General features: G+C 64.6%; 19 protein-coding genes. 7 read left to right on the plus strand and 12 right to left on the minus strand.

Annotated features, from left to right (window positions below; genetic code table 11):
* Nucleotides 1–280: 280 nt before the first annotated feature.
* Nucleotides 281–2,086 (minus strand): hypothetical protein, encoded by a 1,806-nt coding sequence (locus V7R84_RS07745; protein ID WP_338567689.1) that lies wholly within the window; start codon nt 2,084–2,086, stop codon nt 281–283.
* Nucleotides 2,087–2,216: 130 nt separating this feature from the next.
* On the opposite strand from V7R84_RS07745, the gene V7R84_RS07750 reads away from it, so the two are divergent.
* The gene (locus tag V7R84_RS07750) at nt 2,217–2,810 is read left to right on the plus strand and encodes a hypothetical protein (RefSeq protein WP_338567692.1); all 594 of its coding nucleotides are present in this window, start codon (nt 2,217–2,219) and stop codon (nt 2,808–2,810) included.
* A gap of 12 nt (nt 2,811–2,822) precedes the next feature.
* Here V7R84_RS07750 and V7R84_RS07755 read toward each other — a convergent pair whose 3' ends face one another.
* The 3 genes from V7R84_RS07755 to V7R84_RS07765 form a co-directional block, all read right to left on the minus strand.
* Nucleotides 2,823–3,518 (minus strand): DUF6891 domain-containing protein, encoded by a 696-nt coding sequence (locus V7R84_RS07755; RefSeq protein ID WP_338567695.1) that lies wholly within the window; start codon nt 3,516–3,518, stop codon nt 2,823–2,825.
* A 151-nt stretch (nt 3,519–3,669) separates the two neighbouring features.
* Nucleotides 3,670–4,218 carry an LppM family (lipo)protein gene (locus V7R84_RS07760; protein WP_338567697.1) on the minus strand — a complete coding sequence of 183 codons (549 nt, stop codon included), beginning with the start codon at nt 4,216–4,218 and terminating at the stop codon, nt 3,670–3,672.
* 6 nt (nt 4,219–4,224) lie between these two features.
* Nucleotides 4,225–4,356 carry a hypothetical protein gene (locus tag V7R84_RS07765; protein ID WP_338567700.1) on the minus strand — a complete coding sequence of 44 codons (132 nt, stop codon included), beginning with the start codon at nt 4,354–4,356 and terminating at the stop codon, nt 4,225–4,227.
* Nucleotides 4,357–4,475: 119 nt separating this feature from the next.
* Between V7R84_RS07765 and V7R84_RS07770 the strand changes: the two genes are divergently transcribed.
* The 4 genes from V7R84_RS07770 to V7R84_RS07785 all read left to right on the plus strand — a co-directional run bounded on the left by V7R84_RS07770 (nt 4,476) and on the right by V7R84_RS07785 (nt 11,612).
* Nucleotides 4,476–6,398: an alpha-glucosidase gene (locus V7R84_RS07770; RefSeq protein ID WP_338567703.1), complete on the plus strand. Its 1,923-nt coding sequence runs from the start codon at nt 4,476–4,478 to the stop codon at nt 6,396–6,398.
* A 511-nt stretch (nt 6,399–6,909) separates the two neighbouring features.
* Nucleotides 6,910–8,550, plus strand: coding sequence for a thioester domain-containing protein (locus V7R84_RS07775; protein WP_338567705.1), 1,641 nt, complete (start codon nt 6,910–6,912; stop codon nt 8,548–8,550).
* 379 nt (nt 8,551–8,929) lie between these two features.
* Complete coding sequence (locus V7R84_RS07780; protein ID WP_338567708.1) at nt 8,930–10,198, plus strand: thioester domain-containing protein; 1,269 nt, start codon at nt 8,930–8,932, stop codon at nt 10,196–10,198.
* A 199-nt stretch (nt 10,199–10,397) separates the two neighbouring features.
* Nucleotides 10,398–11,612: a thioester domain-containing protein gene (locus V7R84_RS07785; protein ID WP_338567710.1), complete on the plus strand. Its 1,215-nt coding sequence runs from the start codon at nt 10,398–10,400 to the stop codon at nt 11,610–11,612.
* A gap of 66 nt (nt 11,613–11,678) precedes the next feature.
* Here the strand turns inward: V7R84_RS07785 and V7R84_RS07790 are convergent, their stop codons facing one another.
* From V7R84_RS07790 to V7R84_RS07820, 7 genes are all read right to left on the minus strand, one after another.
* Complete coding sequence (locus tag V7R84_RS07790) at nt 11,679–12,866, minus strand: serine hydrolase domain-containing protein (RefSeq protein WP_338567713.1); 1,188 nt, start codon at nt 12,864–12,866, stop codon at nt 11,679–11,681.
* Between the two features lie 187 nt (nt 12,867–13,053).
* Complete coding sequence (locus tag V7R84_RS07795; protein ID WP_338567716.1) at nt 13,054–14,370, minus strand: alpha-L-fucosidase; 1,317 nt, start codon at nt 14,368–14,370, stop codon at nt 13,054–13,056.
* Entirely contained in the window at nt 14,364–15,920 is a 1,557-nt protein-coding gene (locus tag V7R84_RS07800) for a M81 family metallopeptidase (protein ID WP_338567719.1), read from the minus strand. Before V7R84_RS07800 ends, V7R84_RS07795 begins: the two co-directional genes overlap by 7 nt.
* The gene (locus V7R84_RS07805; protein WP_338567722.1) at nt 15,917–16,858 is read right to left on the minus strand and encodes an ROK family protein; all 942 of its coding nucleotides are present in this window, start codon (nt 16,856–16,858) and stop codon (nt 15,917–15,919) included. The genes V7R84_RS07800 and V7R84_RS07805 overlap by 4 nt, the downstream gene beginning before the upstream one ends.
* Nucleotides 16,858–17,706, minus strand: a complete 849-nt coding sequence (locus V7R84_RS07810; protein ID WP_338567725.1) for a carbohydrate ABC transporter permease — start codon at nt 17,704–17,706, stop codon at nt 16,858–16,860. Before V7R84_RS07810 ends, V7R84_RS07805 begins: the two co-directional genes overlap by 1 nt.
* On the minus strand, nt 17,696–18,595 hold the full coding sequence (locus tag V7R84_RS07815) for a sugar ABC transporter permease (protein WP_338567728.1): 900 nt from the start codon (nt 18,593–18,595) through the stop codon (nt 17,696–17,698). Before V7R84_RS07815 ends, V7R84_RS07810 begins: the two co-directional genes overlap by 11 nt.
* A 17-nt stretch (nt 18,596–18,612) precedes the next feature.
* The gene (locus V7R84_RS07820; protein WP_338567730.1) at nt 18,613–19,884 is read right to left on the minus strand and encodes a sugar ABC transporter substrate-binding protein; all 1,272 of its coding nucleotides are present in this window, start codon (nt 19,882–19,884) and stop codon (nt 18,613–18,615) included.
* A gap of 314 nt (nt 19,885–20,198) precedes the next feature.
* On the opposite strand from V7R84_RS07820, the gene V7R84_RS07825 reads away from it, so the two are divergent.
* A complete protein-coding gene (locus tag V7R84_RS07825) occupies nt 20,199–21,314 on the plus strand; it encodes an ROK family transcriptional regulator (RefSeq protein ID WP_338567733.1) in 1,116 nt (371 codons plus the stop codon).
* Nucleotides 21,315–21,434: 120 nt separating this feature from the next.
* Nucleotides 21,435–22,217, plus strand: coding sequence for a deoxyribonuclease IV (locus V7R84_RS07830; protein ID WP_338567735.1), 783 nt, complete (start codon nt 21,435–21,437; stop codon nt 22,215–22,217).
* Nucleotides 22,218–22,322: 105 nt separating this feature from the next.
* Here the strand turns inward: V7R84_RS07830 and aspA are convergent, their stop codons facing one another.
* Nucleotides 22,323–23,738 (minus strand): aspartate ammonia-lyase, encoded by a 1,416-nt coding sequence (aspA, locus tag V7R84_RS07835; protein ID WP_338567738.1) that lies wholly within the window; start codon nt 23,736–23,738, stop codon nt 22,323–22,325.
* Between the last annotated feature and the right edge of the window lie 111 nt (nt 23,739–23,849).

Genomic DNA, 23,849 nt, shown 5'->3' on the forward strand with positions numbered 1-23,849 from the left:
ACCGCCTGAGCATGTCCGCTGCTTCCCGGGCCGGGTGTTCCGGGGGCGTCGGGTCTTTGCGGGCGGACCGCGACCACCTGATTCCACAGACTTTTCCACAACCTGGGTAGAACTACACGGCTGTAACTCGGTCGAGTGGTTCAGTTCCTCGAGTCCCTGAAAGACAGGCCAGAGAGACCCGTTTCCCACAGACTTTTCCACAGCTGGGCAAAACTACACGGGTGTAATTCGACCTTGGATGCGCGGTACCCGGTATCGTCAGCCCATGCTCACGCGTCTCTCATTGGCTCGTCTCACCCTGGAGGACCACGGATGGACCCTGGTCCCAGGGCTGCGAGAAAAGCTCCGACGCGGAGCGCCTGGTCTGCGGGAAAAACACCAGGTAGGCGATCCACGCCAACAACGCCACCACCATCAAGGTCACGATCACCCAGGCCCAGGGGCTGCGGCGTTTCGGGGCCTGCCGACCGACTGGCTGTGAGCTGTAGACCGGGACCGCGGATTGATAGGGGGCGCTTGACGGAGGCGGCAGACCGAGCTCGTAGTGCCCGTAGGACGGCGGTGGAACGTACGGCGGGACGGCGGAAGCGGCACCGTGGCCCGAATCAAAGGCCGGGGACGCCGGCACCGCTGGGTCCGGAGGTGGCGGCATGGCTGCGAGAGGATCATGTCCGTGGGGGGCCCAGGGGGTCTGCACGGGAGGAGCCGGCGGAGGCATGGCTGCCAAGGTGGCCGGGGACGGCTCGGGAACCGGAGGCGGCATATGGGGGACCGCGTGACCCGCCGATGACGACGGGATGGCCTGCGCCATCGGATCAGCTGGGGTGCTGGAAAGTGGCTGGTTCGCGGAATACGGGAGCACCGGCTGTGGTGGTTCGACCTTCTCCCCGACCGGAGCCGCATCCTCCCGAAAGATCGACAGGTCCTTGATGGCATCCAGGATCTGGGTGGGCGCCTCGGAATCATCGAAGTTGATCGGAGCGGAAATACGGGTGATCATTTCCGTCTCCTCCGGTTCCGGCACGTCCATTGTCTCCTCGGCCTGGACGGGTTCCTCCGGAGCAGCTTCGGCCTGAGCAGATTCAGCCTGGACAGCTTCCTCCGGAACAGCTTCGGCCTGAACAGGTTCAGCCTGAATAGGTTCAGTTGTGGCCGGTTCAGCCGGTTCCATCAGCGATGTCACCCATGAGGGATCAGCCGAGGGCAGCTCGTCCCAGGATGATGTGATCACGCTTGGTTCGTCCGGCGAGGGCGCAGAAGGCACCATGACGACAACAACCCGGTTCACCGATCCGTCATCATCCGTCTCGGTCGGTGAGAGCGCTGCTTCCGATCGTGATTCGACCTGGGACACCTCCGTTGACCTCTGCCCACGCCGCGAGAGCTCGGCGGTCGGTTTCTGCCCGACCGGCGCCAATGCCGTCGATGTCGACGCCTGTTCGACGGAGGACACCTCAACCGACCACTGCCTGATCGGGACCAGTTCACCCGGAACAGTTTCGGCGGACACCGCGGGCGGTGCGGATGGTACGACCGGAACCACGTGAGTTGCAGGTCCGTCCGCCTCGGGGAACCCCGGGGAGGCAGCCATCACCGGTTCTGGCGGCTCCTCATCCGTCTGAACCTGGGATTTCTTCCGATGGACATCATCCTCGTCAATACGGACGTCCTCCAGACGGGCGGTGCCCTCATCGACCCCGACCTCACCCAGCAGGGCGGTGTCCTCATCAGGGATGAGATCTTCCTCGGGGACGACATCTTCCTCCTCGCCCGGGAGCGAGGGAAAAGAATCGATCGGGGAGGACTGGCTCGTCTGGAACATTTCCCAGGGTCGGGGTCTCGGTTCGACCGGCTTCGAGGAAAGGGGCACAGGAACCTCGTGCCCCTCGTCAGTGAACCCCGGCTGCCCGACCGCTGGAACCAAATCTTTGATCAAGGCGTTCAGGTCCCTCTTGCTCACGGCGAGCACCAACGCTCTGATACGCGTCCGGTACTGCGCAGAATCCAGCTTGTCGGTCGCCAGCGCCTCATCCAGGACGCGGCGGTACCGAAGCAGGTCCTCCGAGGTAAGGGGAAGTGAACTCACCCCGCCAGTCTGTCAGAGACCATCGTCAAGAACCATGACTGTGTCCAACCAATGGCCAGAAGTCACCCCGATTTCGCGGCCACGCGTGTCGGCGGGCTAGGGTTTGGGGGACTCAACTCCAGGAGGCAGCATGCTCGGTTTCGCCGCGGTGGATCGACGTTCTGATGCGGTCGCGATCTGGCTCGTCAGCCGCACCAACACCGCCGAGGCATCCAGCACGAACGCCGTCGTGGTAGGCCTGACCGATGAACACGCCCTGAAGAAAGTGCACTCGCTGACCCGCGAGCGCGTCGTCATCACCACTCCCGGAAGCGACCTTGCCGGCCTGCCGATCAGCAATGGGCACCCGACGACGCTACTCGAGGAGTTCATCGATGCCACCCGCAGCCACCAGCGCGCCATCGTTGAGGCCGTGCGCTCCTACGCAGCCTCCCGCAAGGGCCAGAAGCTGGTGGAGCCCACCTTCCCCACGGAACCGCAGCTCCCAAAGACCTGGCCTGCGACCTGCCAGGATCGCGCCCTGGAGCTGGCCGGGGTGGTGTCGCGAGCCTGGACGAACTGGCTGGTCAGCGACGGCGAGAGACTCCGCCGCACCACCCAGCCACGCACCGGCAAGACCCCGTGGATCATGCCCGGGGAACTCAACCAGCCGGAGCTGCTGGCCCTGCCACCGGCCCTGACAGAGAAACTTCGCCCCGAACCCGTGGGACCCTTCCCCGGTTGAGCGGCCCCGTCCTCAGCTCTGCCCCGCCGGGACCAGCGGAACGTACCACTCGACGTCGGTGAGGAGGATGCGGGTCTCCACGTTTCCTTCCCAGCTGACACCTATGTCGTGTTCCTGGAGGATCGGGATGACCACGGTCTTCATCAGCTTGATGGTCGTGGCATCGTAGAGCTCCTCACGCTGGGAGCTGCTCAAAGCCTTGTACTCCTCCTCGCTGATGTGCGCAGGCCAGAAGATGCCGTAGCTGAGGTAGGTGCTGCCGTCCTCCGCGAGGCTCTCGGTGTCCTGCTGGTGGAAGAACACATACCCCAGGTCGCCCTGGTCGCCCTCGATCTCCGCATGCCCACAGGTGTTGCAGCAGGTGAAATCCTGCTCCGCGACGACATGGGCCCGGCGCAGCGCCTCGAAGGCACGGTCCAGCTTTCCGGCGGGTATATCCCCAAATCCCGCCTGCTGGGTGCGTCGCGCATCGATCAAGTACTGAGCGATGGCGCGGCACTGCGCCTCGGACAGCGTGCCACCCTCGCCCTTCTCATCCTCCACTGCGCAGGCGATCTCGTAGGCATGGTCGTCGATGTCGTCATTTCCCCTCACGAGTTGCGTCCAGATCATGTCGCGGAGGTATTCCTCGAGTTTGGGATCAATCACGCCCCTGAGCAGCTCGTCGGGGATTCTCAAACCGTCGGGCTGGGCGTTCAGTTCAGTCATGGGCGAGACCCTAACAACCGCCACCGACAGAGAAAGGGTTGGGCGGCGCCGCCCAACCCCTCACCGCGGCATCTCACCGCCAAGGGTTCTAACCCTGCTGACCCGGATACCGCTGCTGACCCGGCTGACCAGCCTGGCACGGGTATCCCTGTTACCCGGAGGGCTGCTGGAAATTACCCGGCCCCTGGAATCCACCCTGCGAACCGGGCTGTCCAGGACCGGGGCGAGCGGCCTTCGCCCTGCCGCATTGCACCAGAATGACGGCGACCACAGCGTCGCCCACCACCATGACCCCGAGCACAACCCACAGCCAGGTCAGGTCAGGGGCATTGCTGGCGGTCACTTTCAGGCCCTCGGAACTAGTCAAGTCGGCCGGGCCCTTCCACGTGACAGTGTTGCCGAAGATCTCCCCTGTGCCACTGGTGGTGAGAACTTTGCCCGGGAAGGTCACCTTGACCTCAGAGTCGGTGATCATGCTTGCGCTGATTCCCTGCGAATTACTGCCCGGCCTGTGGAAGCTCCATTGCTTGCTGGACTCGTCGAAGCTGAGATGGCTGATATCGGAGACCTTGCAGCCGATGTACTTGTCGTCCTGGTAGCCCTCCTGTTTGAAGTCGCCTGGAAGTTTCACCGAGCTCATCCCACGCTGGCAGACTGCATCGGAATCCTTGACGCCGCCCGACTGCGATTTCTCCTTCAACACTCCTTAGTCGGCTTTGACCTCGATCTTTTCCCGGCTATTCACGTTGATTTCCTGGCGCATCCGGATGCAGGAGCTGAGCACCAGCACGAGAGGTAGGACCACGGCAACGATGCCGATTCTGCGTAACTTCATCATGCACGGAACATACAACTTTCCCCTCTCCTGCTGCACGGGATCCCCCACTGTGCAGCACACTGATGGATTTCCTGCGAGAAACCCTTCCCGCCTGCAGCGGAACACGGCACCATTGACCCGTGAAACCAGATCGCAACGCCACCGTCGCCGAGATCTACGCACACCCGCTCGGCCGCGACATCATCGACAAGATGCTGCTGCAGACCGGGCGCAGCACCGCCTGGGTGCGCAATCCTCTGATCTCGCGGCTGCGACTGCGGCAGCTCGACACGATCCTGGGACGCGCATTCGGCCCCGGCTTCGTCGATACCCTGGTCGATCTACTGGCCGACTGCCCCGACTCACCTCCCCGCCTCGATGGCCCCATCGCTGCGACGTGGTGGAAACGGGCGGTGTTCTACCAGATCTACCCGCGTTCCTTCGCGGACAGCAACGGCGACGGCATCGGCGATCTGCCCGGCATCCTGGCGAAGGTCCCCTACCTGGACGACCTGGGCGTCGACTGCCTGTGGCTCTCGCCCATCTTCACCTCCCCCAACAAGGACATGGGCTACGACATCGCTGACTACCGGTGCGTCATGGACGAGATGGGCACCATCGACGACCTTCGGCGCCTGATCGCCGCCTGCCACGAACGCGGAATGCGCATCATCCTCGACCTGGTGGTCAACCACACCTCCGACGAGCACCCGTGGTTCAAGGACGCCCTGGCCAATCCGGAGGGCGCACATGGCGACTACTACTTCCTGCGTGACGGCGACCCCGAGACACCACCCAACAACTGGACGTCGTTCTTCTCCGGACCCGCCTGGCGTCGTATCGGCGAGAAGTGGGCGCTGCACCTGTTCACCCCCGAACAGCCAGACCTCAACTGGGACAATCCGGCGGTGCGTCGCGAGGTGGCCGACATTGTGCGTTTCTGGCTTGCCGAAGGCATCGACGGGTTCCGCCTGGATGTGATCAACTACATCTCCAAGCGCAGTGGCCTGCCCGACGGCAACGCCACCGTCGGCCAGGTGATGGGGTTCACGGGCGTGGAACACTACTTCCACGGCCCCCACCTGCACGACCACCTGACGGAGCTGCGCCGCGAGGCTTTCATCCGAAAGAACGTGGAACCGGGCCACGAGGAACCGGGAGCAGACGCCCGACCCATCATGATCGGCGAGACCCCGGGCGCGGGCGTCGAGGTGGCCCGCCTGCTCACCAGCTCCCAGCGAGACGAGCTAGACCTGATCTTCAGTTTCGACCACCTGGAGACCCCGGGGCATGTGCGCTGGGACGAGTACGCCTACGACCTGAATTTCCTGAAGCGCTACTACATCGACTATCAGTCACGGCTGGGCTCCGATGACTGGATGAGTCTGTTCTTCGAGAACCACGACAACCCACGCATGATCTCCAAGGTCAACCCCGACCCCCGGTTCCGCGACCAGCTGGGCAAGGCCCTCGCAACGATCCTGCTGACCATGCGCGGCACCCCGTTCATCTTCCAGGGCCAGGAGATCGGGGCCGTCAATCAGGACTTCCCCGACGAGTCTGCACTGCGCGACGTGGAATCCCTGAACCTCCTGGCTGCCGAAGGCCCCGGGGCCTGGGGAAAGATCATGGCCGGTTCCCGCGACCACGCCCGCGTCCCGATGCGTTGGGACCGCGACGAGCACTGGGGGTTCACGCGCGGAACCCCCTGGATCCGGGCTTTCGACGACTCTGTGGGCTACTCCGTCGCCGCCCAGGAACACAACCCCGACTCAGTGCTGCGCTACTACCGCCGCCTGATCTGGCTGCGCCGCTCTAACCCGACACTGAGCCTGGGTTCGATTCGCTTCATCGACATCGACGTCAGGGATTACTTCGCCTGGTTCCGGGAGCACAACGGCGAGCGCTGGTTCATCGAGGTGAACCTGTCAGGCCATCCCCTGCGGCGACGCCACCGTAACCGGAACCTCGACATCATCACCGGCACCACCACTGACCGCTCGGGCCCCATGGAACCCTACGAGGCCCTCGTCTGCCAGGTGCCCCCGACAACGGACAGGTAGTTTCCGGGCGACCTTTTCCACCACAGGAAAGGTCCCATTCACTCGAGTCGCCCATTCGTTGACGCGAGTGGGCGGCTCGAGCAACCTCGCCCCAATTTCCCTCCTCGACGAACAGAAATTGCACACAATCACGATTTGTGTTCAGTCGCGGAATATTCAGTCCCCCGCACGCACCACGACCTCCCTCCTCGCAGCCACATCACCTCGCCATCCCACGAAGCCGGGATCACCAAAAGTAGAGCATTCAATTAACCAAAGCAGATGGCCTCCCACTAGGGAGATAGCCCGAAACCCGCTTCCTGCAAGACTCCGCTTCCCAAAAGTTGACCCTCGTGGGTTATGCTTCACACAGCACCCCCTTGGGCGGGCAGCAAACCCCCTAACCGGGGGTTGTAAAATCCTAAAGAATTGAGGAAGTTTTATGAAAGCTGCTTCATCGCGCGCCAGGGCGCGGAAGCTCCTGGCATCAGCAGCCGCAACTCTTGCGGCGACCCTTACCCTTGGCACGCCCATGGCGCATGCCGAGGACCACTCGAACAGTTACCCGGAGGGATACCCGAAGGTCGGCACGCACGACGAGCGCGTATCCGGCTTCCAGTTGAACTTTACGAGGCAAGACGGCGCCTCCGGCCACGTCGAGACCAACCTGTTCACCGTGCACACCTCGGCGAGCAAGGAAGGCGCCATCAAGGCCTACTGCATCGAGCTCGACGTCGACATCAAGTACGAATCTGATCTCCGCGTCGGCGACTGGAAGGACTTCCCAGGCACCAACAAGTTCAAGGACAACGCCGAGATACAGTCCAAGGTCGCTTGGATCGCCCAGCGCAGCTACCCCCAGACCGACATGGCTGAGCTCACCAAGGCCAGCGGCATCGCCGGCCTGACCGAGCAGGAGGCCATCACCGCCACCCAGGCGGCCATCTGGCACTTCACCAATGATTACAAGTGGCTGGGCCTGGCGAACGCCGACCAGGCGACGACGACCCGCGTCGAGAAGCTGTTCACCTACCTGACCGGGCAGACCAACACCGGACTGAAGGAGAGCAAGCAGCCGACCGTCGAGGCCGAGACCGGCGGCATCACCTTCACCCGCAGCGAGAACGGCTCCGAGGGCAAGGTCGGTCCGATCCGGTTCAAGTCCAGCCAGGCCACTTTCAAGCTGACCAGCGAACTCAAGTACGAACTGATCAACGCACAGGGCGCCAAGGTTGATCTGAACGCCGTCCCTGCCGACACCGATCTGTACCTCAAGGTTCCAGCCGACATGACCTCGGGCGAGCAGGAGTTCAAGGGCTCTGTCACGGGTAGCGTCTACGCCGGCAAGTTGCTGATCACCAAGGATGCGGTCGCAGGCGGCCCCCACGGCCAGACCATCATCATCGGCTCCAACAAGGAGGTCACCACCGAGATTCAGGGCAAGATCAGCTGGTCCGTCACGCAGCAGACCCCGACCCCGGAGCCCACGCCGACGCCGACCCCACCCGCGACGGAGACAACTCCGCCGAAGGCTGAGACCCCCCCGCCCGGGAACCCCTGCCAGCCCACGCAGCCTGCGAACCCCTGCCAGCCCACGCAGCCTGCGAACCCCTGCCAGCCCACGGGCACGGACGCAAACCAGACCGGTAATGGCAATGCCAACAGCAACGGGAATGGCAACGGCAACGGCCACAACTGCGCCAACAACAGCACGGAAACCACCCAGACCGGTAACGGCCACAACTGCGCCAACAACGGCACGGACGCCAGCCAGACCGGCAACGACCGCGCCGCCAACGGCACGGAGGCCAACCAGACCGGCAACGGCAACAAGTGCGCCAACAACGGCACGGAAACCACCACCCAGACCGGTAACGGCCACAACTGCGCCAACAACGGCACGGACGCCAGCCAGACCGGCAACGACCGTGCTGCCAACGGCACGGAGGCCAACCAGACCGGCAACGGGAATGGAAACGGCAACGGCAACGATCCCGCAGCCAACCAGAACGGGAACGGCAACAACCGTTCCGGCAACGGCAACAACTGCACCCCCAACGGCACGGACGCCAGCCGTCCAACCGCGACCGCCACGACCACTGTGACGGCCCCGGCTCCCGCTAATCCCCCGGCCGCCCACAAGCCGGGCCTGCCGAAGACCGGTAGCAACTAACACCCCCAAATGTGAGAAGGGGCCGGGCTGACGCCCGGCCCCTTCTCACATCCACCACCTGCCCGCCTCACCCAACCCCGAGGGTCAGTTAGTTGAAAATTTTCTGTAGCACTTTCGGCCAAACCCCATAGCCAAGCCCTCGTCACCCCCGACCGCGACACGCCCGAACGTGTGCGATGGGATGCTTCAATTAACCGAGGTAAATGCTTCTGAAGCAGGAACGACGCCCTCCAGGGGGCCTACGTCTCCCCTCCTTCACTAAAGTTCACCAACATGGGTTATAGTTCGCCAAGCGACTCTGTGAGAAGACCGTCAACAACCTGTCCGCAGGCCACGACTTCCCGTTGAGCCGTGAACCCCTAACGAATTGAGGAAGTTAATGAAGGCTGCTTCATCGCGGACCAGGACGCGCAAGTTCCTGGCACTCGCCGCCACGACACTGGCGGCCACCCTCACCTTCGGCACCCCGATGTCAGCACACGCAGACGAGTCGGGCTTCACGTACCCTGAGGGCTACCCGAAGCTCGGAGCCGCCCAGGAGGGTTTCCACGGCTTCAACGTGAAGTCGCGCAACAACAGCAGTATCCCCACTCAGCTGTTCAGCGTCCACACCCGCGAGGACAAGGACGCCACCATCAAGGCCTACTGCGTCGAACTCGACGTCGGCGTCATGTTCAAATCGGACCTGACCGTCGGCAACTGGAAAGACTTCCCGGGCACCAACAACTTCAAGGGCAACGCCGAGGTTCAGGCCAAGGTCGCCTGGATCGCCCAGCGCAGCTACCCGCAGACCGACCTCAAGGTGGTCGCCGAGACCGCAGGTGTGGCCGGTCTGACCGACAAGGAAGCCGTCACCGCAACCCAGTCGGCCATCTGGCACTTCACCAACGATTTCCAGTACACCGGCACCGTCAGCGGCATCGACCAGGCCTCCGCTACCAGGGTCCAGAAGCTCTACGAGTACCTGATCAGCGAGAAGAACGTGGGCTTGAAGGAAACCGCTCGGCCCACCGTCGAGTTCAAGGGAGCGACCAGCACCTCCGTGACGACCGGCGACAAGGTCGGACCGCTTCGCTTCGAGTCCAACCAGACCACCGTCAAGGTGACGAACAAGCTCGACTACGAGCTGGTCGACGCCAATAGCAACAAAGTTGATCTCAACGCCGTTCCCAGCGGCACCGACCTGTATCTCAAGGTTCCTGCTGGCGTGACCTCGGGCGAGCAGAAGTTCGACGTCAGCGCCACCGGTAGCGTCTACGCCGGCAAACTGCTCATCACCAAAAACGCCACCACCGAGCGGCACGGTCAGACCATCATCATCGGTTCCAACACCGAAGTGGCGGTCAGCGGTACCGCTTCCTTCAAGTGGGCAACCACCCCGCCTGCGCCGGCAACCACCCAGCCCGCACCGGCAACCACCCAGCCCGCGCCGGCAACCACCCAGCCCGCGCCGGCAACCACCCAGCCCGCGCCGGCAACCACCCAGCCCGCACCGGCAACCACCCAGCCCGCACCGGCAACCACCCAGCCCGCAGATGATCCTGCGGAACCAATCACCCCGACTTCCACCGTCACTGTGACGGCTCCGGCCCCCCAGCCGAGCACCCCCGCCAAGAAGCCGGGCCTGCCGAAGACCGGCAGCAACTAATACCCCCTAATGGAAAGGGGCCGGGTCGATACCCGGCCCCTTTTCGCACCCCCGGGATACCTGAACATTCAGTCGTATTGACCACATTTCACACCAACGTGACACAGCCACCTTCTTGCGCTAACTTCCTAAAAGTTAAGTTTTCATTGCATCTTCAATCACTTTGAGATGCCGATTCCAACAAGGGGGAAGGGAACACATGGGAAAGCTCTCCACACGAAAGAGCACCTACAGGTTCCGGGCCATCGCTGCGACCCTGCTATCCGCGGTCCTGGCGGTTGGTGCGCCGGCTGCCAGCGCCGACGAACATCAGCCGGGATATCCGAAACTCGGGCAGGATTCCGAACTCGTCTACGGTCATGATCTGTACCGCGACGGGGCACTGGGAACCCAGTTGCTGACCGTTCACACCAATGACAAAGGCGGAAAGATTCTGGCCTATTGCATCGAACTCGACGTCCATTCCGAATGGGGCGGCGAAATGAAGCAGGCCAGCTGGTCAGCCTTCCCAGGTAGCAACGAGTTCGCGAAGAATACCCAGGTGCGGTCCAAGATTTCCTGGATCGCCCACCGCAGCTACCCGCAGGTGAGTATCAGTCAGGTGGCCACGGAGGCAGGCGTACCGGGCCTGACCGAACGGGAGGCCATCACGGCCACCCAGGCAGCCATCTGGCACCTGACCGACAACTTCACTTTCAACGGCCTGCACAGCTGGGAAGAGCCCCGCCACGACACCACATCCGACCGAGCACAACGCGTCACGAAGCTCTACAACTACCTGCTGGGTTCCGCGAACACCGGGTTGCCCGAAACTTCTGGTCCGAAAGTGGAGGTCGCGGTTCCCAGGACTCCCGGCGTCAGCGGCGAACTGGTCGGCCCAATTCGTTTGACCGCTACTCAGCAGACCGTCGCCGTGGCCGCACTCCCCCACCCACTGGTGGACGCCACGGGCAAAGAGGTGGATCTGGCTGCCGTTCCCACCGGAACTGATCTGTTCCTCAAGGTCCCCGCGGACGCACCCGCTGGAAAAGCGAACATCGTTGCCAATCTCACGGGTGACGCCCACACGGATCAGCTTCTGGTCGCACGAAACGGGCGTTGGCAGACCCTCATCATGGTGAAGACCCAGCAGGTCACCGCCACCGGTCAGGGCGAGGTCAGCTGGGCTCCCGTTCAGGCTCCGAGTCCTTCTCCCAGCCCATCGGAATCACCGACCCCCACACCGTCGGAAACCCCCAGCCCGACCCCCACACCGAGTCCTACGCCTTCGGACTCACCGAGCCCCAGCCCGACGCCGACGCCAACCCCCACGGCAAGCACCTCGACACCTTCCCCGGCTCCCTCCACGACTGCCCCCTCGGCCAAGCCGAGCCTTCCAGTCACCAAACCGGGGCTGCCGAGGACCGGCCGCTGAGAGAACCCGCGGCGGGGCCCTGAGCTACTTCTGCCTCCCACCCCCTGGTGGGAGGCAGAAGGCTGTTCATGAACCACACAGGAGGTTGTCCAGGGCCTCCTTGATCGGTTCAGAGGCGGATCTGATGCTCTCCTCGTCGGTCGGGTCCTTCGCGACTGCAGTGGGGACGGCGGTCACGGCAATGGTGACGGCGCCGCCGTCAGGACCCACCGCATTGAGCGTCTGGTGGCCGGGGATGGTGCCGCCGTGCCCCCAGGCGGTGCCACAGCTCAGGGAATACCCGATGAGCCCGAGACCGTAGTCGCTGTGGGTCTCGATGTGGATGGACTTCTGCATCTCCGCGACGCTGTCGGCTGTGATCAGGGTGCCGTCGAGCATCTTCTGCATGAAGATGTTGAGCTCACTGGGAGTGGAGATCATGGCCCCGGCTGCCCATGCCCGGGATGGGTCCTGCTCGGTGATGTTCTCCAGCTCACCGGAAGCAGGATTGCGTTCATACCCCTCCGGGTGTTTGCCATGGATGGTGCGATCCCCCGGCGCGGGCAGGTAGGTGTGCGACAGACCAAGGGGCTGAACGATCCGCTGATCAATCTGCTCACCCAACGTCCGCTTGGTCACTTTCTCGATCAGCAACCCGAGCACGAAGTAATTCGCATTCGTGTAGGCGAATTTCTCACCGGGCTGAAACGCAGCAGGCTTCGCCAAAGCGGTATCGAGAAAATCCCTGGGGGAATGGTACTCATCCCGAACCTCGAAGATGCTCGTGGTGATGGTGTCGGTGTATTCGGGCAGCCCCGAGGTGTGCTGGAGCAACTGCCGCACCGTGATCCCGGATCCATCGATGCCCTCACCTTTCACCAGGCCGGGCAGATAGGTCTCAACCGGCTCATCAAGCCTGACCTTCCCCTCCTCCACCAGCTGCATGATGATGACCGCGACCACGGTCTTGTTGTTCGACCCGATCCGCACCTCGCCATCGATCGGTGGCGCCTCGCCCGTGGACAGATCCCCCTTGCCGACCGCGGCCCCGATCACGTTCCCGGACGCGTCGGTGTGAGCAGCCAGGGCGGCCGGATAGCCCGCGTCCACCAAGGTCTGCATCCGCGATTTCACCACATCCTCCGGAGGCGATGCCACCGCCGGTGCAGCTCCCAGGGCCGCCGCCCCGATACCGAATACCAGCGTTGCCGCCACCACCCGAGTGGACCCGGGCCAGCGCCGATGTCGTGATGTCTTGTTGATCGTTGCACTCATGACATCCAGCCTCCCAAGCGCAGGTGAAGCAGACCATCCGGCCAACTGGCCAAACACACATGCAGAGAGCCCGACAGGGAAAACCCTGGCGAATCCATGACGGTCACGAAGCAGGCATTTCCACGCGGATCAGCAATGCGCACAAAGGGACCCGGTCGATCCCGGGCCCCTTTGCATTGAGTCCACTTCATCCAAGCGGAATCGCAGCCACCGCGACCGGTTGCCCACGAAGCGACTCCGGGACGGGCGCGACACCACCTGCAACCGGTGCCGCACCCACCCCCAACCAGGCCACCGACTCCGCCTGCGCCAGGTCCACGGGCAGTCGCAGTTCCCCAGAAGCGGGGGACAACAGGAATGCATGGACCACCCCGTCGACGACGGTGTAGCGGACTTCCCCATCGGCGGCACGTCTCCACGGCCGCGATCCGAAGATCGCCGGCCCATTGACCTCAAGCCAGGCCCCCAATCCGTCGAGGGCCCGCTGTTGGAGCTGCGGAATCGACCCGTCGGCCCGCGGACCGACGTTGATGAGGAGGTTGCCGTTCTTCGCGACGACATCGACGAAGTAGCGGATCAGCCCGGCGGCATCCAGACTGTGGGTGTCATCCTCCTCGGCGTTGTAGCCGAAGGACAGGCCGAGTCCGCGGGTGGCCTCCCAGACCTGCTCCTGGACTCCGTCGACGTCGCTGTACTCGCGGGTCAGGAACCCGTGCGCGGGCACCCCCCAGCGATCATTGACGACGCCGTCGGGAACCGTCTCCAGGTAGTGCCGCCACAGCGCCGCGACCCCGAATCCGTCGTCTCCCTTGCCGTCGTCGGGCCATTCGATGTCATTCCACAGCACCGACGGTCGGAAACGGTCGATCAGCTCGGTCAGTTGTGCCGCCGCGTAGCGCGCGAAACCCTCGTCGTTGCGGCGCAGCAGGAACAGGTCGCGGTCGGACTGGATGGGTGGCAGGTCCGAGACGTGCCAGTCGAGGGCCCCGGAGAAATACACCCCGAACCGCACCCCGGCGGCCCGGGTCGCGTCGGCGAACTGCCGGATCAGGTCGCGACCCGGACCCCGCCGGGCAGCGTTGAATCCGGTGGTGGTGGTGTCCCACAAGCAGAAACCATCGTGGTGCTTCGTCACGGGCACCACGTAGCGCCCCCCGGAACGCAGCACGGCCCGGATCATGGCATCGGCGTCGAAGCCCTCGGGACGCCACCGGTCGGCGAGGTCCTCGTAGCTGGTGCCCTCCCCGAACCGTGCGATGTGACGTTCACGGCAGGGCGAGGCGGGGATGCGCACGGTGTTGCCGTACCACTCGGCGTAGCGGTGCCGGGCGTAGGCGTCCTCGACGGGCACCCGCCCGTCGTGGGGTTCGGCCCAGGCGGGCAGCGAGAAGATGCCCCAGTGGATGAAGACACCCAGCTTGGCGTCGCGGTACCAGTCGGGGACGGTGACGTCCGGGTAGTCGACGCCGAGGGCGGGACCGGTGCGTTCGTCGAAGTTCAGCATCCGGCACCTCGGCGGGTGATCGACGGGGTCAGGTCCGGGTCGGGATTGGAGCGGTCGAAGGGCCAGGTCCCGGGAACGAGGTTGCGGTGCCCGAGCCGCAGCAGGTCCTGGTCGACGCCTCCCGGGGTGAGGGCCATGATCCACGCCTTCGCCAGGGTGAACAGCTCCGGTTCCAGGTAGCCGATCTTGACCAGTACGACGTCGGCGTCCTCGGGTTCCAGGCCGAGCCGGCGGAAGTCGTCGAGCAGGTGGAAGGGTTTGCGGCGTTCCGTGATGATCACGTGCACCGACCCGCACCTGACCACCGCCTGGCGGCCCGCGACGGGATCTCCCTCGGTCAGGGAGAACACCTCCCCGCGCACCTCGGCGGGTGGCGCGATCTTGTCGACATTCCCGCCGACCTGCACGTCTACAGTCCCTCCGACACCGGCATCGAAGCAGGCCGCGACGGCATCGGGGTCGAAGGTGGAGGCGTGGATCACGACGCGTCCCCCGTCGGACAGCGCCGGGTGGGCCAGCAGCTCACGCACCGTCCACGACACGTCCCCGGCGCCGCCCGCGGTGGGGTTGTCGCCGGAGTCGGAGATCACGAAGGGCCTGGGGGCGTTCTCGGCGAGTGCGGTCGCCAGAGCGCCGTCGAGGGTGTCGGTGGGACCCACGAAACAGAAGTCGTCACGGGCAGCCCACCACGCCTCGGCCAGCTCCGAGGCCCCGGCTGCGACGGCCTCCCGGTCATCGCCGGTGACGACGACAGCGGCCTGGCAGCGGGGTTCGTCGGCCCATGCGTAGCCGACCCACAGGGCCGCGTCGATCACTCCGTCGCGGGCCTCGACCTCCGGTATGCGGGCGTAGATCGACGCCGCGGGTTCCACGCGGGTGGAGGTCTTCTCCCCCGGCAGCAGCAACGGGACGGGCACGAAAGCCTTCCACGGCCGCCTGGCGGCGACGTCCGATCCGACCCCGGAGCGCAGCCGGGCGATCAGGTTCCAGGCCGCGCGTTCCCTGGTGTTCATCACGTCCTCGTGCGGGGCCATGCGGTAGCAGGTGATCAGGTCCACCTGGTCGACGAGGGTCGCGGAGACGTTGCCGTGCAGGTCGAGGGTGGCCGAGACCAGGCAGTCGGGGCCGATCACCTCCCGCAGCGCAGTGGCCAGGTCACCCTCCGCATCGCGCATCCCGACGACGCTCATCGCGCCGTGGATGTCGAGCAGCAGACCGTCGAACGGCCCCTTGGAGGCGGCCAGCTCCAGGATGCGGGCCTTGATGTCCTGGTAGGTCTCCGGGCGGACCGCGCCGCCCGGCAGGGACCGGCCGTGGTGCAGCGGCACCCAGTCGACGACCTCCCGGAGTTCCCTTCCCGCATCGAGGAACGGGTAGTAGGACAGCAGTTCGTCACCCTCACGGCGGGCGAAGGCCTCGTCGCCGCTCAGGTGCGGGGAGAAGATGCTGGACTCGATCGACATGCCGGCGATGGCAATCCTCGGCCGGGCAATCCCCCCGTCGGCGGCGGGCGGCAGGGGCGGGCACCAGATGTCGGCGGCTGTGGTCATGAAACGGTTTCCTTCAGGTCGAGGGCCAAGGCGGCGGCCCCGAGGGCGGGATTGGCGAGGGTGGCGCGATGAACACCGGGGATCGGCACGGTGACCGGCGGATCCGCGACCAGGGCCTCGGTGAGCAGTGATCCAAGCAGATCCCAGGCCGCCGTCACTCCTCCTCCGACCACGACATCGGTCAGGTCGAGCAGGGTGGTGGCCACGACGATGCCCTGCGCCAGGGCCTGCGCGGCGCGGGTGAACACCTCGACGGCGGCGGTGTCCCCTCTTCTGGCGGCGGTCGCTACATCGGCCCCGGTCAGTCCGGTCCGTCCCGTCAGGTCGGCATAGCGCAGAGCGAGGGAACGCCCCGAGGCGAGGGTTTCAAGATGCCCCACTCCACCGCAGGTGCAGCGGTGTCCGGGATAACCGGGGGTGTGCCCGATCTCCCCCGCGCCGCCGCGTGGCCCGTGGTGGGGGCGTCCTCCGATCAGCAGGGCTCCACCAACCCCAGTGCCGAGCATGATGGCCAGGCCGTCGCTGACGCCGCGCAGCGCACCCCAGCGGGCCTCTCCGCACAGGAACGCGTTGACGTCGTTGACCAGTTTCACGGGGCGTCCGGTGCGGTCGGCGATGGCCTCAGCGGGGCGGCGGCCCTGCCAATCGGGGAAGGTCCCGGAGGCGGCCAGCACCTCGCCCGAGTCGGGATCGATCACCCCCGCAGCACCGGCGCCGACAGCCGCGGCCCGCAGCCCGGAGCAGGTCTCGATGCGGGTCACCAAACCTGCGGCGGCATCGATCAACGCCTGACCACCGCACCCCGAGGCGGTGGTGTCGGAGGCCAGGACATTGCCGTCCACGTCCGCCAGCACCGCGGTGACTTTGGTGCCTCCGATGTCGACACCGGCCACCACGGGCCCGTGCAGCACATCATCCGGCGACGGGATCCTGAGCATCAGCGACCACCTAGCCCCGCCAGGGCGATGCCCTTCACGAGGTGCTTCTGCAGCGCAATCACGAGCGCGGTGGTGGGCACCATCGAGATCACAGCAGCGGCGATCTGCAAGTCCCACCGAGTGCCCTGCTGCGTGGAGAACGTCGCCAGCCCCACCGGCAGGGTACCGAGGGTGGAGTAATCGACGGTGACGATCAGCGGCCACAAGTAGGAGTTCCAGAAGCCCAGGAAGGTGAACACGGCCAGCACCGCGATCGCGGAACGCGACAGGGGCAGAATGATATTGAGGTAAATGCGCACCGCCCCCGCACCGTCGACCCGGGCGGCCTCGTCCAGCTCGAAGGGAATGCCCCGGTAAAACTGGCGCAGCAGGAAGGTGCCGAAGGCACTGAACGCGAACGGGATGATCAGGGCCTGATACGTGTTGATCCACCCGAACCAGTCCATCAGGGTGTACATCGGGATCATCACGACCTCCGCAGGCACCATGAGGGTGGCCAGGAACAGCAGGAACACGGCATCGCGTCCCTTCCAACGGAGCCTGGCAAAGGCGAAAGCCGACGTAGAGGAGACGATCAGCACCAGGATCGTCCCGACGACTGAGACGAACAACGAGTTCAGCATGTAGGTGACGAACGGACCGTAGGAGAACACCTCGATGAAGTTCGTCCACTTGATCTGCGACCCGATCAGTCGCGGCGGGGATGTGAACATCTCGTTGTTCGGTTTCATCGCGGAGAACAACGCGTAGATCAGGGGCGACGCGAAGAGCAGGGCGGCGATGTAGATGCTGATGTGGGCGAACACCGAGCGCAGGTCCCCGCCCTTCTTCCTGGTCTCAGTACTCATAGTGCACCCACTTCTTCTGCGCTCGGAACTGCAGAGCCGTCAGGACGATGATGACGGCGAACAGGATCCAGGCGGCTGCGGCTGCCAGACCGAGATCCTGGAACCGGAAGCCGTTGTTGTAGATGAACTGGACGATCGGCTGGGTCGAGTTGCCGGGGCCACCGCCGGTCAGCAACTGGGGTTGAGCGAAGACCTGCAGCGATCCGATCATCGTCATCACGGTGGCGAAGAACACGGCTGGGGAGATCATGGGCAGCGTCACACGGAAGAACAGGCGTGCACCTGTCGCACCGTCGATGCGGGCCGCCTCGATGACACTGTCGGGAAGCTGCTCCAACACCGCCGAGAAGATCAACATGTTGTAGCCGAGACCCTGCCACACCGACATGGTCACCACCATGACCATCGCCCAGAACGGGTCGGCCAGGAAGCTGGGCAGGGTGTGGTTGAACAGTCCCTCACTGATGCCGTTCAGCGCACCCTTGGGTTGCAGCAGCATCTTCCACACCAGGATGTTCGCAACCATCGGGGTGACCACGGGAATGAAGAACAACACCCGCAGCGCCCCACGCCCACGGATACGGGAGTTGAGAGCCACCGCCAAGCCGAGCGACAAGGCGATGTTGATGGGGACGTAGGTGATCGCGAACACAAAGGTATTGCGCATCGCCGGCCAGAAGTCCGGACTGACGGTGAACAACTTGATGTAGTTGCCGAGCCCATTGAAGGTGCGTGCACCGAAAGTGGGCCAGTTGAACAGGCTCATGACGATGGACAGCCCCACCGGAAAGAGCGTGAACAGGCCGAGGCCCAGCAGGGCCGGACTGACGAAGCCCAACGCCTGGCGAGCCTCGGCCCTGCGAAGGGCCCCTTTTCTAGGGGAGGACATTCAGGATCCTTTCCCCGTCACTGCTGGAACTGCTGTTGAGCGGAGTTCAGCACCTCGGGCATCGGTTTGGAGCCGCTGTAGACGCTCACCAGTTCGGGCTGGATGTAGGAGTTGACCTTGGACCAGTTCGGGGAAACGTGCTGCGCCTCGACATTGGCGAAGGCAGCGTCGAAGGCCTGCTTGACCACATCGCGGTACTGCTCATCGATGGACTCGAAGTACAGCGGCTGTGACTCGACGCGGGCCGGGTAGGACCGACCGGAGCTGGCGACGTAGTCCTGGGCCTCCTTGCTGAGCAGGGCTCCCAGCACCTTCAGGGCCGATTCTTTGTCCTTACAGCTCTTGGCGACGCCGTAGCCCGACCCAAGGATCAGTCCGGTCGCCTTGCCGCCAGCAGGTGCAGGCAGGTTCGTCATGCCGACCTTGAAGCCCGCGTCGTTCTTGATGTAGCTGCTGGCGTTCCAGGTTCCGTCGACGGCCATCGCGGCGTTGCCGTTGGAGAACTGATCCTCACCCCAGCCAGCATCGGAGGCCGATCCCACGGGCAGCGCAACCTTCTTGTCGGTGACCAACCCCGCGTACCAGGTGGAGGCCTCGACAAAGGCCGGGTTGGCGATGTCCAGCTTGCCATCGGCCGTCACCGGCTGGGTGCCGGACTTGGAGATCGGCAGGGCCTGCCACTGGAAGTCCCCCATGCCGATGCCGAAGCCCTGTTTGTCGTCCTTGGTAGCCGCAGTGGCGGTGGCCTCGAAGTCGTCGAAGGTCCAGCCGTTCTTGGGCTGAGGTGCGCCCGTGGCGTTGATCATGTCGACGTTGTGGTAGGTGAGCATGGTGGCCATGTCGAAGGGCAGGCCATACATGGTGCCGCCATCACTGAGGATGTCCGTGGCGCGCGGGGCGAAGTCGGTGGACTTAAGCCCTGCGGTGGTGAGGTCAGCCTCGGTGAGCTCCACGAAGCCGGCCTTGTAGTCGGACAGCTTCCCGGAGTTCATGCCCGTCACACAGGCCATGTTGTCGGTGCCCATGTTGGTGGTGAGCTTGGTGAAGAAGTCACCCCAAGGGGCGGTGCGCAGCTCGATCTGGATGTCCGGGAGAGCCTTCTGGGCGATCTCCACCTGCTTCTTGAGGGCTTCGGTGTCCTTCTCACCGCCAGCCCACATGTCGACGACGATCTTCGTCTTGCCATCCGTACCGGTGGTGTCGCTGCCGCCTCCCTTGCTGGAGCAGCCGGTGAACGCCAGCGCGGTGACTGCCGCCAGCGCGACGGCCTTGCGGAAATTGAACTTCATAATTTCTCCTAGATTCCGCACTTTTAATTCGCCTTCGAATTAAATTGAGTGCCTTCTCGGCGGAAGTGAGCATAAGGCAGACCGATCGGATGATGCAAGGAGCCACCCGATCCTGCTGAGCGATTGCACTCGCCCGACCAACCGACGCGGCTCTTCTCGAACTCCCTGCAGGACAGGAGAATCGGCGCCGGAAACCCAGACCGCAGACAGCGCATTCGCAGTCATCCAACAGGATTCGCAACCACCCCCACAGTCCGACCCCGACGCGCATCGAAGATCTTCTCCCTTAATTCGGCATCAGCTAAAGTTACTGCATGACGCACCCACATCCGCGCATCACGGAGTTGCTGGCCGATGGGTCCGCCTCGTCGCGTTCAGACATCGCGCGCCTGCTGGGGATCGCCCCGTCGACCGCCTCGGCCTGGGTCGGACAGCTCATCGACGCGGGGATCGTCGTCGAGGACGGGCTGGTCGCATCCGGAAGCGGACGCCCCCGCCGAAAACTCCGCCTCAACCGTCCTCCCGGTCACCTGCTGGTGGCGGAACTGGGTGGCAACCACGCGCGACTCGGGGTGGCCGACAGGGCGGGACGGTTGCTGCGCTCCACGACCTCGCCCCTGACGGTGGCCGATGGCCCGGATCAGGTACTCCGTTCCCTCACCACACTCCTGCGCAACCAGCGAGCCGAGGGGGAACCGGCGGGAGTGGGGTTGGCACTGCCCGGCCCAGTGCAGCCTGGGGGCACGGTGCGGCTGCCGTCGCGAATGCCGGGCTGGGCGGGATTTCCCGTACAGGAGACCCTCGCGGAGAGCTTCGGGGTGCCTGCCGTGGTGGAAAACGACGCGAACGCGATGGCGCTCGGGGAGCACCGCACCCAGTTCGGGTCCGAGGGCGACTCCATCACGGTGAAAGCGGGCACGGCGATCGGTTCAGGCATCGTGATCGCGGGGCAGCTCTACCGGGGGGCGACCTTCGCCGCCGGGGACGTCACCCACACCGTGGTCCATGCGGCTGGGAACAGACCCTGCACCTGCGGGAAGACCGGCTGCCTGGAGACGGTGGCCTCAGGAGCGGGAATCGTCGCGCGGCTTGTCGAGCAGGGGATCGAGGTCACCAAGACCGCCGATGCCCTGGCCCTGGCCCGCGACGGCAACCCCGAGGCCACGACTATGATCCGCACCGCCGGTTCCCTGCTCGGGGAGGTCCTCAGCTCGGTGGTGAGTTTCTTCAATCCGCAGGCGCTGTTCCTAACCGGCGGGTTGGCGTCGTCGCAGCACTTCGTGACGGCGGTCCGGGCCCGCATCTACGACGGTTGTCACCCTTTGATGACGGAGTCGCTGCGGATCGAGGCGGCGTCGCTGGGAGCCGACGCGGCCCTGGCTGGCACGGCCCTGCTGACCGCGGCTGCTGTCCGCGAAGGGCCCGCCTGAGGCCCCCGCCACCCAGAATGTCGTTATGTCATGTAGAAAGATTTTGTACCGTACACGCCACACAACTTTTCACGACGTCACCACAATCTTCTTCCCTGAGGCCGCCCCTAGGCTGGGACCATGTTGATCGGTGCTCATGTTGACGCGAACTCTGCAATTGCGCAGGCCGTTGCCCTGGGAGCGGACATCGCCCAGGTGACCCTCGGCGACCCGCAGTCATGGAAGAAACCCGCCATCCCCGGCGACGGGGCCGCCTCCTTGGGAGTGCAGGCCACCGACGCCGGGGTTGGTCTCTATGTACACGCCGCGTACGTCATCAACGTCGCATCCACCAACAATCGCATCCGCATCCCGTCGCGGAAACTGCTGCAGCAGACCATCGATGCAGCCGCCGGGATCGGGGCGCGTGGGGTGATCGTCCATGGCGGGCATGTCACTGCCGACGAGGAGCAGCAACAGGGCTACGACAACTGGCGCAAGTGCGTCGACGGCCTCGACGTGAAGGTGCCGGTCCTGATCGAGAACACAGCGGGCGGCAAAAAAGCGATGATGCGGTACCTCGACTCCATCCGCGGCCTGTGGACCACCCTCGAAGGTTCCGCCAATCTGGATGGCATCGGGCTCTGCCTGGACACCTGCCACGCGCATGCCGCCGGCCTGGACCTGACCACCGTGGTGGGGGACGTGCGAGCCATTACGGGGCGCATCGACCTGGTCCACTGCAACGATTCACGCGACGCTCCCGGTTCCGGGCGCGACCGCCACGCCCCGCTGAGAGACGGTCAGCTCAACCCGGAGGTCCTCATTGCCCTGCTGCGCGACGCCGACGCCCCGGTCATGCTGGAAACCCCGCCGGAGAACCACGCCGAGGAGATCGCCTGGCTGCGGGAGCAGCTGGGCTGAGAGCGGCACCGACGGATTTCCCCGATTGCGCAGCACTCAACTCGTTTTCCGGCCCGGAATGGTGCATTTCCGGGTTTGAGTGCTGCGGAACTGGGTTGGGCGTCCTTAGCCCTTTCCCGCGACCTTCTGCTCCCTCGGGTGGGAGAGGTTCTCGAAGGACAGCAGCCGATCCACCGTGGTCTCGTCCAGCAGCCCCCTCTCCAGGACGATGTCGCGCACCGACCTGCCCGACCTGGCGGCCTCCCGGCCCACCTCGTCACCGGCCCGGTGCCCGATGTAGTCGTTGAGGAGGGTCACCACCGAAATCGATTCGCGCACGTAGCGTTCGCAGACGTCCTTGTTGGCAGTGATGCCGTCGATGCAGCGGGTCCGCAACACGTCGCAGCCCGACCTCAGCAGCCGGATCGACTCGAACAGCGCCTGCGCGATCACCGGTTCCATGGCGTTGAGCTGCAACTGCCCAGCCTCAGCGCCGAGCCCGACGGTGAAGTCGTTGCCGCGTACCTTGTAGGTGATCTGGTTGACCACCTCGGGGATGACGGGATTGACTTTGGCGGGCATGATCGAGCTGCCCGCCTGCATCGCGGGCAGGTTGATCTCGTTGAAACCGGTGCGCGGCCCGGAGCTCAGCAACCGCAGGTCATTGCAGATCTTCGACAGCTTCGTCGCCAGGCGTTTGCAGGCCGCGTGGGCCATCACATAGGCACCGGTGTCAGAGGTGGCCTCGATCAGGTCAACCGCGGTGACGAACGGGCGTCCCGTGATCTCGCAGAGGTGTTTCACCGCCAGCTCCCGGTATCCGGGCGGGGCGTTCAGCCCGGTGCCGATCGCCGTCGCGCCCAGGTTGATCTCCAGCAGCAACGAGCGTGCGTACTCGAGGTGACGCAGCTCCTCCTCCAAGTTCACTGCGAAGGCCGTGAACTCCTGCCCCAGTGTCATCGGCACCGCATCCTGCAACTGGGTGCGTCCAAGCTTGAGGATGTTCTCGAACTCCTCACCCTTGTCATAGAAGGAGTCGGAGAGCTCCTCGACCGCATGCGACAGCTCCCCAAACACGTGGTCGAGGGCCACCCGGAAGCCCGTCGGGAAGGTGTCATTGGTGGATTGGCTGTGGTTGACGTGGTCGTTGGGGTCGACGATGTCGTAGCGTCCCTTCGAGAACCCGAGGTGCTCCAGAGCCAGGTTCGCGAGTACCTCGTTGGCGTTCATGTTCACCGACGTCCCCGCGCCACCTTGGAAGACATCGATCGGGAACTGGTCCATGCAGCGTTTTCTCACCAGCACCTCGTCACAGGCCTGGAGGATCGCCCGCGCCACCCAGCCGGGGAGGACGCCGAGTTCGCGATTCGCCAGCGCCGCCGCTTTCTTCACCTGGACCATTCCGCGAATCAACTCGGGAACAGAGTTCACGGTGACACCCGAGATGGGGAAGTTCTCGACGGCTCTCAACGTGTGAATTCCGTACCAGGCGTCATCAGGGACCTGACGATCGCCGAGTAGGTCGGTTTCGGTGCGCGACATTGCTTTCCTTTCGGAGCTATCCTCCCGACGAAACCCCGTGGATGGGGGCGGAAGCAACGCTACCGGAGTCGGTGCGGCTGCGCGCCCCGGACCGCATCTTCTCCGTTCTAC

Source organism: Arachnia propionica, from assembly GCF_037055325.1.
GTDB lineage: Bacteria > Actinomycetota > Actinomycetes > Propionibacteriales > Propionibacteriaceae > Arachnia.

Excerpts from the sequence above, each read along its gene's own strand:
- V7R84_RS07750 (WP_338567692.1), top strand. The coding sequence starts at position 2,217 with ATGCTCGGTTTCGCCGCGGTGGATCGACGTTCTGATGCGGTCGCGATC.
- V7R84_RS07755 (WP_338567695.1), bottom strand. The coding sequence starts at position 3,518 with ATGACTGAACTGAACGCCCAGCCCGACGGTTTGAGAATCCCCGACGAG.
- V7R84_RS07765 (WP_338567700.1), bottom strand. The coding sequence starts at position 4,356 with ATGATGAAGTTACGCAGAATCGGCATCGTTGCCGTGGTCCTACCTCTC.
- V7R84_RS07775 (WP_338567705.1), top strand. The coding sequence starts at position 6,910 with ATGGCGCATGCCGAGGACCACTCGAACAGTTACCCGGAGGGATACCCG.
- V7R84_RS07780 (WP_338567708.1), top strand. The coding sequence starts at position 8,930 with ATGAAGGCTGCTTCATCGCGGACCAGGACGCGCAAGTTCCTGGCACTC.
- V7R84_RS07785 (WP_338567710.1), top strand. The coding sequence starts at position 10,398 with ATGGGAAAGCTCTCCACACGAAAGAGCACCTACAGGTTCCGGGCCATC.
- V7R84_RS07790 (WP_338567713.1), bottom strand. The coding sequence starts at position 12,866 with ATGAGTGCAACGATCAACAAGACATCACGACATCGGCGCTGGCCCGGG.
- V7R84_RS07795 (WP_338567716.1), bottom strand. The coding sequence starts at position 14,370 with ATGCTGAACTTCGACGAACGCACCGGTCCCGCCCTCGGCGTCGACTAC.
- V7R84_RS07800 (WP_338567719.1), bottom strand. The coding sequence starts at position 15,920 with ATGACCACAGCCGCCGACATCTGGTGCCCGCCCCTGCCGCCCGCCGCC.
- V7R84_RS07805 (WP_338567722.1), bottom strand. The coding sequence starts at position 16,858 with ATGCTCAGGATCCCGTCGCCGGATGATGTGCTGCACGGGCCCGTGGTG.
- V7R84_RS07810 (WP_338567725.1), bottom strand. The coding sequence starts at position 17,706 with ATGAGTACTGAGACCAGGAAGAAGGGCGGGGACCTGCGCTCGGTGTTC.
- V7R84_RS07815 (WP_338567728.1), bottom strand. The coding sequence starts at position 18,595 with ATGTCCTCCCCTAGAAAAGGGGCCCTTCGCAGGGCCGAGGCTCGCCAG.
- V7R84_RS07820 (WP_338567730.1), bottom strand. The coding sequence starts at position 19,884 with ATGAAGTTCAATTTCCGCAAGGCCGTCGCGCTGGCGGCAGTCACCGCG.
- V7R84_RS07825 (WP_338567733.1), top strand. The coding sequence starts at position 20,199 with ATGACGCACCCACATCCGCGCATCACGGAGTTGCTGGCCGATGGGTCC.
- V7R84_RS07830 (WP_338567735.1), top strand. The coding sequence starts at position 21,435 with ATGTTGATCGGTGCTCATGTTGACGCGAACTCTGCAATTGCGCAGGCC.
- aspA (WP_338567738.1), bottom strand. The coding sequence starts at position 23,738 with ATGTCGCGCACCGAAACCGACCTACTCGGCGATCGTCAGGTCCCTGAT.